Raw genomic sequence first — 12,080 nt, forward strand, 5'->3', positions numbered from 1 at the left:
ATAATTATAGTATAAATATGCTATAGAGGCAAGTGATATTTTGAAAATAGGAACAATAATTGAATAATTATGAAAGAAAAGAGAAGGGAGATTTTATGGTATAATAGGAAAAAGGAGTTTTATATGCAAGATTTTTTTCAACGCTATTTTGATAAACTTGATTTAACAACCATGTTAGAGAATCTCTTGACCAAGGTGATTTCTCTTTTGATTTTGTTTTTACTATTTTATATAGCTAAAAAGATGCTTCATGCGACTGTACGAAAGATTGTCAAACCCTCACTTAAATTTTCAAATCGAGATGCAGGAAGACAAAAAACCATCTCGCGTTTGCTAGAGAATGTCTTTAACTACATTCTTTATTTCTTTTTGCTCTACTGTATCCTGTCTATTTTAGGTTTGCCAGTTTCGAGCCTCCTTGCCGGTGCGGGGATTGCTGGGGTGGCCATTGGTATGGGGGCGCAAGGCTTTCTATCCGATGTCATTAACGGCTTCTTCATCCTTTTTGAACGCCAACTTGATGTGGGTGATGAAGTGGTTCTCACAAATGGACCGATTACCGTTTCTGGAAAGGTCGTTAGCGTAGGGATCCGTACAACGCAACTGCGAGGTGACGATCAAGCCCTTCACTTTGTTCCCAATCGTAATATCACCGTCGTCAGCAATCTATCTCGTACTGAATAGGCCGGCTATTTTAGCAGATTTGTGGTACAATAGAAGGAGTTTGGTAAAGGAGAGAGTATGCTATTTGTAGAGAAAAAATTAGGTCACGATTGTACATGGATAGATCTTGATGTAGACAAGATTAAAAACATGGAAGACCTTTCGGATGTCTATGGATTGGACAAGGAAACTATCGAGTATGCTCTGGATAGAAATGAGCGTGCCCACATGGACTATCACCGTGAAACGGGAACGGTCACCTTCATTTATAATGTTCTTGACTTAGAAAAAGACAAAGAATATTATGAAGCGATTCCGATGACCTTTATTGTTGAAAAACTACGGCTGATCACAATTAGCAATCACAAGAATAGTTATGTGATTAAACGTATGGCAACCTACCTTGAAAGCCATGAAGTTGTTTCAATCTACAAATTTCTTTTTGCCAGTTTAGAGATTATAAGCAATGCTTACTATCCGGTTATTGAAGAAATGGATAAAAGTAAGGATGAAATCAGTGCACTTCTTCGTCAAAAAACAACTAAAAAAAATCTTTTTGCCCTCTCTGACTTGGAAACTGGTATGGTTTACCTGACAGCTGCTGCCAAACAAAATCGTCTCCTCTTGGAACACATCCAAGGGCATGCTCTTTATCGCAATTTTAATGAGGTAGAAAGAGAGCAGTTTGACGATGCCATGATTGAAGCGCACCAGTTGGTTTCGATGACAGACTTGATTTCTCAAGTTTTGCAACAACTCTCAGCCTCTTACAACAACATCCTAAATAATAATCTAAATGATAATTTGACAACTTTGACAATTATCTCAGTCTTGCTAGCTATCCTTGCAGTTATTACAGGATTCTTCGGAATGAATGTTCCTTTACCGCTTGCAGATGAACCAAATGCTTGGATTTATATTTTGCTAGCTAGTCTCATTTTATGGGTAGTCTTAGCCCAATGTTTAAAGAATATTGCTAGAAATTAAAAAGAAAAGGAGCCAGAATGGCAATTGAAAACTATATGCCAGATTTTGCTGTGGAAGCAGTCTATGATCTGACAGTCCCAAGCCTGCAGGCGCAGGGGATCAAGGCTGTTTTGGTCGATTTGGATAATACCCTCATTGCTTGGAACAACCCTGATGGGACGCCAGAGATGAAGCAATGGCTACATGATCTCCGTGACGCGGGCATTCGCATCATCGTAGTCTCAAATAACACCAAAAATCGGGTTCAACGAGCAGTTGAGCAATTTGGAATTGATTACGTTTATTGGGCCTTGAAGCCTTTCACATTTGGGATTGACCGTGCCATGAAGGAATTTCACTATGAGAAAAATGAAGTGGTCATGGTTGGTGACCAGCTCATGACGGATATTCGGGCAGCCCATCGTGCAGGAATTCGATCAATTTTGGTCAAACCCTTGGTCCAACATGACTCTATCAAAACGCAGATCAACCGAGCTCGCGAGCGCCGTGTCATGAAGCAAATCACTGAAAAGTACGGACCGATTACATATAAAAAAGGAATCTAACTATGGAAGAAATTCTCTGTATTGGTTGTGGAGCAACCATTCAGACGACAGACAAGGCTGGTCTTGGATTTACTCCCCAGTCGGCACTCGAAAAAGGTTTGGAGACAGGCGAAGTTTATTGCCAACGCTGTTTCCGTCTCCGTCATTACAATGAAATCACAGATGTCCAGTTGACAGACGATGATTTCCTCAAACTCTTGCACGAAGTGGGAGATAGTGATGCCTTGGTGGTCAATGTCATTGATATTTTTGACTTTAATGGTTCTGTCATCCCAGGCTTGCCACGCTTTGTATCGGGTAATGATGTCCTCTTGGTCGGAAATAAAAAAGATATTCTGCCCAAGTCTGTTAAACCGAGCAAGATTAGCCAGTGGCTCATGGAACGTGCCCACGAAGAAGGACTTCGTCCAGTAGATGTCGTTCTGACTTCAGCCCAAAACAAGCATGCCATTAAGGAAGTCATTGACAAGATTGAACACTACCGTAAGGGCCGTGATGTATACGTGGTCGGTGTGACCAACGTTGGAAAGTCAACCCTTATCAATGCTATTATCCAAGAAATCACGGGTGACCAGAATGTCATCACGACTTCACGCTTTCCAGGGACAACCTTAGACAAGATTGAGATTCCGCTTGACGACGGATCTTATATTTACGATACACCAGGGATTATCCACCGCCACCAGATGGCCCACTACTTGACGGCTAAAAACCTCAAGTATGTCAGCCCTAAAAAGGAAATCAAGCCCAAAACCTATCAGCTTAACCCTGAGCAAACTCTATTTTTAGGTGGTTTGGGCCGATTTGACTTCATTGCAGGAGAAAAGCAAGGATTTACAGCCTTCTTTGATAATGAACTCAAACTCCACCGTACCAAACGTGAAGGGGCTATTGCTTTCTACGGCAAGCACCTCGGAACCCTTCTGACACCACCAAATAGCAAGGAAAAAGAAGATTTTCCAAAACTAGTCCAGCATGTCTTTACCATTAAGGACAAGACTGACCTGGTCATCTCAGGCCTAGGCTGGATCCGCGTAACAGGCACTGCCAAAGTCGCCGTCTGGGCACCAGAAGGCGTCGCCGTCGTCACACGAAAAGCCATTATTTAAAATAAAATCACTGAGCGAACAAAGTGAGCTCATAAAAAGATAGTTATTGCCGTGGTGTGATTGCCAATCGTTAGATTGGCAAGGGGCGCAATTGAGACCAAGGCTCAATTGTGAGGTCAGGAAATCCATTTTTCAAAGATGAGATCTTTGGAAAATTAGTTCCGACCGTCCCTCACCACCTAAAATAACTATCAAAAAAGGAAGAAAGATCATGTCATTAACATCAAAACAACGTGCCTTCCTCAACAGCCAGGCACATACCCTCAAACCCATCATCCAAATCGGGAAAAATGGACTCAACGACCAAATCAAAACCAGCGTCCGTCAAGCCCTTGACGCCCGCGAATTGATTAAAGTTACGCTCTTGCAAAATACAGATGAAAACATCCACGAAGTAGCTGAAATCTTGGAAGAAGAAATCGGTGTGGATACTGTCCAAAAAATCGGACGCATCTTGATCTTGTTTAAACAATCCAGCAAGAAAGAAAATCGCAAGATTTCCAAAAAAGTCAGAGAAATCTAAACACCTACTCCAAACAACTGTTTTTACAGAGAATTAAAGGAAGACGAGCCTATGGCAATCGAATTATTGACTCCCTTTACCAAGGTAGAGTTGGAGCCAGAAATCAAGGAGAAAAAACGCAAACAAGTCGGGATCTTAGGGGGAAATTTTAACCCTGTTCACCATGCCCATCTTGTTGTAGCAGACCAAGTACGACAACAGTTGGGACTGGACCAGGTCCTGCTTATGCCTGAATACCAACCACCTCATGTAGACAAAAAAGAAACCATCCCTGAACACCATCGTCTCAAGATGCTTGAATTGGCGATTGAGGGGATCGAAGGGCTAGCCATTGAAACCATTGAGTTAGAGCGCAAGGGCATTTCTTACACCTACGACACTATGAAGATTTTGACAGAGCAACATCCAGATACGGATTATTACTTCATTATCGGGGCTGATATGGTGGACTATCTGCCTAAATGGTACCGAATTGATGAGCTGGTCGACATGGTTCAGTTTGTTGGAGTTCAGCGCCCGCGCTACAAGGCAGGGACTTCCTATCCAGTTATCTGGGTGGATGTGCCTCTCATGGACATCTCGTCCAGCATGGTGCGTGACTTCATTGTCCAAGGTCGGAAACCCAACTTTCTCCTACCTCAGCTGGTGCTAGACTACATTGAGAAGGAGGGGCTCTACTGATGGCATACCAAGACTATATCAACTGTTCCCGTGAGGTTTTGTTGGAAAGAATGGCAGAGCTTCTACCTGAAAAACGCTTAACCCATTGTTTGGGTGTGGAGCGTGCAGCCATAGAACTGGCCCAGCGATTCGGTGTGGATACTGAGAAAGCAGGTCTTGCAGGCCTTCTTCATGACTATGCTAAAAAGCTGTCAGATCAGGAATTTCTGGATTTGATTGACCGTTACCAGCTAGATTCTGATCTCAAAAACTGGAGCAATAATGTCTGGCATGGCATGGTTGGAATTTACAAGATTCAGGAGGACTTGGATTTGCAAGACTCTGAAATCCTGCGAGCTATTGAAATCCATACAGTCGGAGCTGGTCAGATGACCGATCTAGACAAAGTCATCTACGTCGCAGATTATATCGAGCACAATCGTGCCTTTCCTGGAGTGGACGAGGCACGTGAGATTGCTGTGCTATCGCTCAATAAGGCAGTGGCCTACGAAACAGCTCGTACCGTGGAGCATCTAGCTCATCAGGGATTTCCCATCTATCCCCAAACCCTTGAAACCTATAACGCCTTTGTACACTATTTGAAAGAGGACTAAATGAGGACGGCTTTTATAATCATTGATGTTCAGAATATTTTAGTGGAAACCGGTTTTCAGACAAATAGTCTATTGGAAAAAATTTCTTATTTACAAAACCAGGCTAGAAGCAAGAATATCGAAATTATCTATGTTCAACATATTGAGGACCCTGAAGCTCAAACATCAGAAGATTGGCAGTTATCTGAGTTTTTAAATCGAAAACCTAATGAAAAGGTCTTTCAGAAGAAGTATAACAGTATTTTCAAAGAAACTGGTTTAAAAGAATACTTGGATAAACAGGGAATTGAAAAATTAGTTTTATGTGGTATGCAGACAGAATATTGTGTGGATACCTCTGTCAAGGTTGCCTTTGAATATGGCTATCAGCTTATTATTCCAGAAGGAACTTGCACAACGTTTGATGGGAATGACATTCCAGCAGAAACGATAAATGAATTTTATGAGGACATTTGGGAGGGGCGCTTTGCAGATGTCCTGGATTACAAACATATTTTCTAGAAAGAGGACTAAATGAACGAAAAAGAATTATTAGAACTAGTCGTGAAAGCGGCTGATGAGAAACGTGCGGAGGATATTCTCGCACTTGATGTACAGAATTTGACCAGCGTGACAGACTACTTTGTTATCACGAGCTCGATGAATAGCCGTCAGTTGGACGCTATCGCTGACAATATCCGTGAAAAAGTAGCTGAAGCTGGCTTTAAAGGTAGCCATGTTGAAGGCGATGCAGCGGGAGGCTGGGTTTTGCTAGACCTCGGTGGTGTCGTTGTGCATATCTTCTCAGAAGAAATACGTGCCCACTATAACCTAGAGAAGCTATGGCATGAGGCGGATTCTGTAGATATTTCAGAAGTCTTGGCCTAGTAGATGAACTCAGTTGCAGTCAACTGGGTTTATTTGCTTATTTTAGAAAAATTGATAGAAAGGTAAAGGGCGTCGTGTTTTGTTCATCTTGAAACTGAACACGAGCTAAAAGCTGCGAGAAAAAGAGTAACTTCCTTTGTATCTGACGATACAGCAGAAAGTTTCCTATTTTCTCCTTGCTTTTAACGCTCTTTGTATCTTAGAAAGGATTTGAACCCGTCCTGTAATCGTCGGAAAATAGATAGCCTTCCTTGGAGCTCGACTCCATCGTCAAGCTCCTAATTTTCATTCCGATTACGGGCGGACTTGGTATCATGAATATGGCGACTTATGAAACCTTTGCGGCTGTTTACGATGCTGTGATGGATGATAGTTTATATGATAAATGGACGGATTTTTCTCTGCGTCATTTGCCTAAGACCAAGGAGAGAAAGAAACTCTTAGAATTGGCTTGTGGAACAGGTATCCAGTCTGTGCGCTTTTCTCAAGCTGGCTTTGATGTGACGGGGCTTGACTTGAGTGCTGATATGCTGAAGATTGCGGAGAAAAGAGCTACTTCAGCCAAGCAAAAGATTGATTTTATTGAAGGCAATATGCTGGATTTATCCAAAGCAGGTAAATATGATTTTGTCACGTGTTATTCGGACTCTATCTGCTACATGCAGGATGAGGTTGAGGTAGGAGCTGTCTTTAAGGAAGTGTATAATGCCCTCAATGAAGACGGCGTTTTTATCTTTGATGTGCATTCGACCTACCAGACAGATGAAGTTTTTCCAGGCTATTCCTACCATGAAAATGCGGAAGATTTTGCCATGCTTTGGGACACCTATGAGGACGAAGCTCCTCACTCCATCGTGCATGAGTTGACTTTCTTTATCAAGGAGGCTGACGGTTCCTTTAGTCGTCACGATGAAGTGCATGAGGAGCGGACTTATGAGGTTTTGACCTATGATATTTTGCTGGAGCAGGCTGGTTTCAAGTCCTTCAAACTCTTTGCGGACTTTGAGGACAAGGAGCCGACAGAAACCAGCACCCGTTGGTTTTTTGTCGCGCAGAAGTAGGATGGCTGAATGATTTGGCAAAATAAATTGAGGTAATAATGTTAGAATTCTTTTTGATTGTTGTTGTGGTCATATTAGAGTGTATTATGCTTAAGAGCTTTTTTTCAATGAATTTGAAAGAATATCAAGGATTTAGTACGAGATTTTTTTCTTCTTCTAGTGGTGGTAAAATAAGTACGAACAGCATAATCTTTTGGATATTTATTTCGCCATTTTTTTCTATCCTAGGCTATGTTTGTTCTTTGTTTTTGAATTCTGCTTTTAAAACATGTCATGTTTCATATAACTATTTATGGACGATAAGTTTAGTTTTTTGGATAGTTATCTATCTGATAATTTTGATATTAGGTCGTCGAAAATTAGTGAATCACTTATTTATTTTAATAATAGCGATAGCTTCAATTGTTTTAAATTGGTATATTGCTCGAATAGCTTTTACAGGAAATGTAAATGATATTTCGCCTGATTCCAGTAATACGGCATTTCAATTCTATTTAGCTATAGGGTTATCTTTAATTTCGATTGTTCAGGTGATATATGAAAGTGAAAATTACAATTTGAAACGTACGCGTTTTATTAGAGAGAAGATTCAGAAGTATCTACGAGAATACAAAGTAATATATTCTTTGAAAGGAAATATAGAGTTACTTTATTTGTCACTTGCAATTTTGGTACTAGAAGATTTTGAACGGCCTAAATTTATCAGAATTATAGAAAATATTTTGAGAACAAAAACAAGAAATATTGCTCAAAATGATTCCATTGATGATATTGATAGCGTTAGTATTCTTGTGAAACAACTTCAAGATTTGGCTGTTAGTTCAAAAGAAAAGGATAAAATAAAAAAATTGAGGTTTATTATTAAAGAGATAAATTGTTCAGATCAATATATTACTAATGTTATGGAATTGTTTAATACAATTTCTCGATTAGATAGAGATTTTAAAATAGTTGAATCTAATAAATATAATAAGAAGTAAAGTCTAGTAGTAGGAGATTACCATGACCATCACAGGTATTATCGCGGAGTTTAATCCTTTTCATAATGGGCACAAATACTTACTTGAGCAGGCGGAGGGACTGAAAATCGTTGCCATGTCTGGAAATTTCATGCAGCGTGGAGAGCCGGCTATCGTGGACAAGTGGACACGGACCCAGATGGCGCTGGAAAATGGAGCGGATCTGGTAGTGGAATTGCCCTTTTTAGTCAGTGTTCAGGCGGCAGATTTCTTTGGCCAAGGAGCTGTGGATATCTTGGCTCGCTTGGGGATTGATACTCTAGCTTTCGGGACAGAGGAAGTTCTGGATTATCAGAAAGTTGCTGACTTATACACAGAACGAGGTGCTGAGATGGAGAAATTTGTGGAAAATCTGCCTGATTCCCTCTCTTATCCTCAGAAAACCCAAGCCATGTGGCAGGAATTTGCTGGTCTTGATTTTTCAGGCAAGACGCCTAATCATGTCCTTGCTCTCGCCTATGTCAAGGCAGTTGCAGGACGCAACATCAAACTGCATCCGATTCAGCGTCAGGGAGCGGGTTATCATTCTGTAGACAAGGAAGTGGACTTTGCCTCGGCGACAGCTCTGCGTCAGCATCAATCAGACCAAGATTTCTTAGAACGCTTTATGCCTTCTCTTGCCCTCTTTGAGCAGGCGAGTAAGGTGAGCTGGGATGATTATTTTCCCTTGCTCCGCTATCAAATTTTGTCAAATCCAGACCTAACGACCATCTATCAGGTCAATCAAGAAATGGCTGTGCGTATCAAGGATGCTATCAAAAAAGTCCAGTCTGTAGAAGACTTGGTGGAAGTTGTTGCTACTAAGCGCTACACCAAGGCTCGTGTCAGACGCCTCTTGACCTATATCCTGGTGCAGACAAGAGAAAGTGACTTGCCAGAGGGCATCCATGTCCTTGGATTTACAGAAAAAGGCAGACAACATCTCAAGTCTCTAAAAGAGCAGGTCCATCTAGTCAGCCGAATTGGCAAAGAACCTTGGGATGCTATGACTCAAAAGGCAGACCAGATTTACCAACTAGGATACCCAAGCATCGCAGAGCAGAATTTCGGCAGAGTGCCCATTAGAATAGAATCAAACTAAGTCTACTGAAAGGTAGGCTTTTTATTGTATGTTTTAATGAAAATGTCATTTTTAAGTGTTAGAAAGTTTGTTTGGGGATTTTAGAACTTTCTTCTAAAATTCACACAAAACTCTTCAATTTGGGTTTGTGAAAATCGGTTTTTTGTGATAGAATATTAAGGAATGTATGTCATTCGATAAACAAATTTTATGAGGTAAAAACATGGAAATCATGACACTTGCGATTGCTGTTTTTGCCGTCATCATTGGTTTAGTCATTGGATATGTCAGCATCTCAGCTAAGATGAAATCATCTCAAGAAGCTGCAGAGTTGATGCTTCTAAATGCTGAACAAGAAGCAACTAATTTACGAGGACAAGCTGAGCGCGAAGCGGATTTATTGCTAAATGAAGCCAAGAGCGAAAGCAAGTCTCTTAAAAAAGAAGCACTATTGGAGGCCAAAGAGGAAGCCAGAAAATACCGTGAAGAAGTGGACGCTGAATTTAAGTCAGAACGTCAGGAGCTCAAGCAAATTGAAAGTCGTTTGACGGAGAGAGCTACGAGCCTTGACCGCAAAGACGACAATTTGACGAACAAAGAAAAAACACTTGAACAAAAAGAACAAAGTATTTCTGATAGAGCAAAAAACCTTGATGCACGTGAAGAGCAATTAGAGGAAGTCGAAAGACAAAAAGAAGCTGAACTGGAACGTATCGGCTCCCTTTCCCAAACTGAGGCTCGAGATATTATCTTGGCTCAAACAGAGGAAAGCTTGAGCAAGGAAATTGCTAGCCGCATTCGTGAGGCAGAGCAAGAAGTCAAGGAACGTTCAGACAAGATTGCGAAAGATATCTTGGTTCAGGCTATGCAGCGTATCGCTGGTGACTATGTAGCAGAGTCAACAAACTCGACAGTTCACCTACCAGATGATACCATGAAGGGACGCATTATCGGTCGTGAAGGACGTAATATTCGTACCTTTGAAAGTTTGACAGGGGTAGATGTCATCATTGACGACACGCCAGAAGTGGTAACCTTGTCAGGATTTGATCCGATTCGTCGTGAAATTGCTCGTATGACCATGGAAATGTTGCTCAAAGACGGCCGCATCCACCCAGCTCGTATCGAGGAGTTGGTGGAGAAAAACCGTCAAGAGATTGACAATAAGATCCGCGAATACGGTGAGGCTGCTGCCTATGAGATTGGTGCGCCAAACCTTCATCCAGACTTGATGAAGATTATGGGACGCTTGCAGTTCCGTACTTCTTATGGACAAAATGTCTTGCGTCATTCGATTGAGGTTGCTAAGTTATCTGGTATCATCGCCAGTGAACTTGGTGAAAATGCAGCTCTTGCCCGTCGTGCTGGATTCCTTCATGACATCGGGAAAGCTATTGACCGCGAGGTTGAAGGTAGCCATGTTGAGATTGGTACAGAGTTGGCTCGTAAGTACAAGGAACACCCAGTTGTAGTGAATACCATTGCTAGCCACCACGGCGATGTCGAAGCCGAAAGCGTCATTGCAGTGATCGTTGCTGCAGCAGATGCCTTGAGTGCAGCGCGTCCAGGTGCTCGTAGCGAGTCTCTTGAAAGCTACATCAAGCGTCTCCATGACTTGGAAGAAATCGCCAATGGCTTTGAAGGCGTGCAAAATAGCTTTGCCCTTCAAGCAGGACGTGAAATCCGTATCATGGTAAATCCAGGACAAATCAAAGACGACAAAGTCACAATCTTGGCTCACAAAGTTCGTGAGAAAATTGAAAACAATCTCGATTACCCAGGAAATATCAAGGTAACCGTGATCCGCGAACTTCGTGCAGTAGATTATGCTAAATAAATAAGAAAGAGCAGTTGAAATATTACTGCTTTTTTGTTACACTAGATAGAAAGACTGTAGAAGGATAACTGACGCTATCATCACTATCCGAGAGAAATTTTACTTTATTTCACAGACTAACTAAAGGAGACATAATGGCAGACCGAGGCTTGCTAATCGTTTTTTCTGGTCCTTCAGGAGTTGGGAAAGGAACGGTTAGAAGAGAGATTTTTGAGAGTTCTGAGAATCAATTTCAATACTCTGTATCGATGACGACACGTGCGCAACGTCCTGGTGAAGTGGACGGAGTGGACTATTTCTTCCGTACTCGTGAAGAGTTTGAAGAGCTGATTCGTCAAGGTCAGATGTTGGAATATGCAGAATATGTCGGTAACTATTATGGAACTCCTCTGACCTATGTCAATGAAACTCTGGACAAGGGAATCGATGTCTTTCTTGAGATTGAAGTCCAAGGAGCCCTTCAGGTTAAGAAAAAGGTTCCAGATGCTGTCTTTATCTTTCTAACGCCACCAGACTTGGATGAATTGCAAGATCGTTTGGTAGGTCGTGGAACAGATAGCGCTGAAGTGATTGCCCAACGAATTGAAAAAGCCAAGGAAGAAATTGCCCTCATGCGTGAGTATGATTACGCCATTGTCAACGATCAGGTGCCCCTCGCTGCTGAACGTGTCAAGCGTGTGATCGAAGCAGAACACTTCCGTGTGGACCGTGTCATTGGTCACTACCAGGAGATGTTGCCAAAATCTCCAACTACTCGATAAACTATAGGAAACAGGTACAAGCAAATGATGTTAAAACCCTCTATTGATACCTTGCTGGACAAGGTACCATCAAAATATTCACTCGTAATCTTGGAAGCAAAACGCGCCCACGAACTAGAAGCAGGAGCGCCAGCAACTCAAGAGTTTAAGTCTGAAAAATCAACTCTTCGTGCTTTGGAAGAAATCGAGTCTGGAAATGTAACCATTCACCCAGATCCAGAAGGAAAACGTGAAGCGGTTCGTCTCCGTATCGAAGAAGAAAAACGCCGCAAAGAAGAAGAAGAAAAGAAAATCAAAGAGCAAATCGCTAAAGAAAAAGAAGATGGTGAAAAAATTTAAGGTTGGGGGGACTCAATCTTATTTTTTCTATTGCA

The 12,080-nt window shown here is 41.7% G+C and carries 15 protein-coding genes; all 15 read left to right on the top strand.

The annotated features are described in order from the left end of the window. Positions 1 to 123 precede the first annotated feature (123 nt). The 15 genes from AB2B49_RS01880 (at position 124) to rpoZ (ending at position 12,045) form a co-directional block, all read left to right on the top strand. Entirely contained in the window at positions 124 to 684 is a 561-nt protein-coding gene (locus tag AB2B49_RS01880; protein WP_001150572.1) for a mechanosensitive ion channel family protein, read from the top strand. A gap of 57 nt (positions 685 to 741) precedes the next feature. Next, a complete protein-coding gene (locus tag AB2B49_RS01885) occupies positions 742 to 1,650 on the top strand; it encodes a magnesium transporter CorA family protein (protein ID WP_049504782.1) in 909 nt (302 codons plus the stop codon). 17 nt (positions 1,651 to 1,667) lie between these two features. Beyond that, on the top strand, positions 1,668 to 2,195 hold the full coding sequence (locus AB2B49_RS01890) for a YqeG family HAD IIIA-type phosphatase (protein WP_049504780.1): 528 nt from the start codon (positions 1,668 to 1,670) through the stop codon (positions 2,193 to 2,195). Positions 2,196 to 2,197: 2 nt separating this feature from the next. After that, positions 2,198 to 3,304 (top strand): ribosome biogenesis GTPase YqeH, encoded by a 1,107-nt coding sequence (gene yqeH, locus AB2B49_RS01895; RefSeq protein WP_049504779.1) that lies wholly within the window; start codon positions 2,198 to 2,200, stop codon positions 3,302 to 3,304. Positions 3,305 to 3,515: 211 nt separating this feature from the next. Beyond that, positions 3,516 to 3,827, top strand: coding sequence for a ribosome assembly RNA-binding protein YhbY (yhbY, locus tag AB2B49_RS01900; RefSeq protein ID WP_049504777.1), 312 nt, complete (start codon positions 3,516 to 3,518; stop codon positions 3,825 to 3,827). Positions 3,828 to 3,878: 51 nt separating this feature from the next. Continuing rightward, on the top strand, positions 3,879 to 4,508 hold the full coding sequence (locus tag AB2B49_RS01905) for a nicotinate-nucleotide adenylyltransferase (RefSeq protein ID WP_049504775.1): 630 nt from the start codon (positions 3,879 to 3,881) through the stop codon (positions 4,506 to 4,508). Next, positions 4,508 to 5,101, top strand: a complete 594-nt coding sequence (yqeK, locus tag AB2B49_RS01910) for a bis(5'-nucleosyl)-tetraphosphatase (symmetrical) YqeK (RefSeq protein ID WP_049504773.1) — start codon at positions 4,508 to 4,510, stop codon at positions 5,099 to 5,101. Before AB2B49_RS01905 ends, yqeK begins: the two co-directional genes overlap by 1 nt. Then, positions 5,102 to 5,602 carry a cysteine hydrolase family protein gene (locus AB2B49_RS01915; protein ID WP_049504772.1) on the top strand — a complete coding sequence of 167 codons (501 nt, stop codon included), beginning with the start codon at positions 5,102 to 5,104 and terminating at the stop codon, positions 5,600 to 5,602. Positions 5,603 to 5,614: 12 nt separating this feature from the next. Next, positions 5,615 to 5,968, top strand: coding sequence for a ribosome silencing factor (gene rsfS / locus AB2B49_RS01920; RefSeq protein ID WP_049504771.1), 354 nt, complete (start codon positions 5,615 to 5,617; stop codon positions 5,966 to 5,968). 320 nt (positions 5,969 to 6,288) lie between these two features. Further along, entirely contained in the window at positions 6,289 to 7,029 is a 741-nt protein-coding gene (locus AB2B49_RS01925) for a class I SAM-dependent DNA methyltransferase (RefSeq protein ID WP_049504903.1), read from the top strand. A gap of 107 nt (positions 7,030 to 7,136) precedes the next feature. After that, positions 7,137 to 8,009: a hypothetical protein gene (locus tag AB2B49_RS01930; RefSeq protein ID WP_254733794.1), complete on the top strand. Its 873-nt coding sequence runs from the start codon at positions 7,137 to 7,139 to the stop codon at positions 8,007 to 8,009. A gap of 22 nt (positions 8,010 to 8,031) precedes the next feature. Next, positions 8,032 to 9,129 carry a nucleotidyltransferase gene (locus AB2B49_RS01935; RefSeq protein ID WP_049504768.1) on the top strand — a complete coding sequence of 366 codons (1,098 nt, stop codon included), beginning with the start codon at positions 8,032 to 8,034 and terminating at the stop codon, positions 9,127 to 9,129. A gap of 202 nt (positions 9,130 to 9,331) precedes the next feature. Further along, entirely contained in the window at positions 9,332 to 10,945 is a 1,614-nt protein-coding gene (locus tag AB2B49_RS01940) for a ribonuclease Y (RefSeq protein ID WP_049504766.1), read from the top strand. Between the two features lie 134 nt (positions 10,946 to 11,079). Next, on the top strand, positions 11,080 to 11,706 hold the full coding sequence (gmk, locus tag AB2B49_RS01945) for a guanylate kinase (RefSeq protein ID WP_000775041.1): 627 nt from the start codon (positions 11,080 to 11,082) through the stop codon (positions 11,704 to 11,706). A 24-nt stretch (positions 11,707 to 11,730) separates the two neighbouring features. Further along, positions 11,731 to 12,045, top strand: coding sequence for a DNA-directed RNA polymerase subunit omega (gene rpoZ / locus AB2B49_RS01950; RefSeq protein WP_002874282.1), 315 nt, complete (start codon positions 11,731 to 11,733; stop codon positions 12,043 to 12,045). Positions 12,046 to 12,080: the final 35 nt, after the last annotated feature.

This window comes from Streptococcus jiangnanensis (assembly GCF_040888325.1).
Classification (GTDB): Bacteria; Bacillota; Bacilli; order Lactobacillales; family Streptococcaceae; genus Streptococcus; species Streptococcus jiangnanensis.

Excerpts from the sequence above, each read along its gene's own strand:
- AB2B49_RS01880 (WP_001150572.1), top strand. The coding sequence starts at position 124 with ATGCAAGATTTTTTTCAACGCTATTTTGATAAACTTGATTTAACAACC.
- AB2B49_RS01885 (WP_049504782.1), top strand. The coding sequence starts at position 742 with ATGCTATTTGTAGAGAAAAAATTAGGTCACGATTGTACATGGATAGAT.
- AB2B49_RS01890 (WP_049504780.1), top strand. The coding sequence starts at position 1,668 with ATGGCAATTGAAAACTATATGCCAGATTTTGCTGTGGAAGCAGTCTAT.
- yqeH (WP_049504779.1), top strand. The coding sequence starts at position 2,198 with ATGGAAGAAATTCTCTGTATTGGTTGTGGAGCAACCATTCAGACGACA.
- yhbY (WP_049504777.1), top strand. The coding sequence starts at position 3,516 with ATGTCATTAACATCAAAACAACGTGCCTTCCTCAACAGCCAGGCACAT.
- AB2B49_RS01905 (WP_049504775.1), top strand. The coding sequence starts at position 3,879 with ATGGCAATCGAATTATTGACTCCCTTTACCAAGGTAGAGTTGGAGCCA.
- yqeK (WP_049504773.1), top strand. The coding sequence starts at position 4,508 with ATGGCATACCAAGACTATATCAACTGTTCCCGTGAGGTTTTGTTGGAA.
- AB2B49_RS01915 (WP_049504772.1), top strand. The coding sequence starts at position 5,102 with ATGAGGACGGCTTTTATAATCATTGATGTTCAGAATATTTTAGTGGAA.
- rsfS (WP_049504771.1), top strand. The coding sequence starts at position 5,615 with ATGAACGAAAAAGAATTATTAGAACTAGTCGTGAAAGCGGCTGATGAG.
- AB2B49_RS01925 (WP_049504903.1), top strand. The coding sequence starts at position 6,289 with ATGGCGACTTATGAAACCTTTGCGGCTGTTTACGATGCTGTGATGGAT.
- AB2B49_RS01930 (WP_254733794.1), top strand. The coding sequence starts at position 7,137 with ATGAATTTGAAAGAATATCAAGGATTTAGTACGAGATTTTTTTCTTCT.
- AB2B49_RS01935 (WP_049504768.1), top strand. The coding sequence starts at position 8,032 with ATGACCATCACAGGTATTATCGCGGAGTTTAATCCTTTTCATAATGGG.
- AB2B49_RS01940 (WP_049504766.1), top strand. The coding sequence starts at position 9,332 with ATGGAAATCATGACACTTGCGATTGCTGTTTTTGCCGTCATCATTGGT.
- gmk (WP_000775041.1), top strand. The coding sequence starts at position 11,080 with ATGGCAGACCGAGGCTTGCTAATCGTTTTTTCTGGTCCTTCAGGAGTT.
- rpoZ (WP_002874282.1), top strand. The coding sequence starts at position 11,731 with ATGATGTTAAAACCCTCTATTGATACCTTGCTGGACAAGGTACCATCA.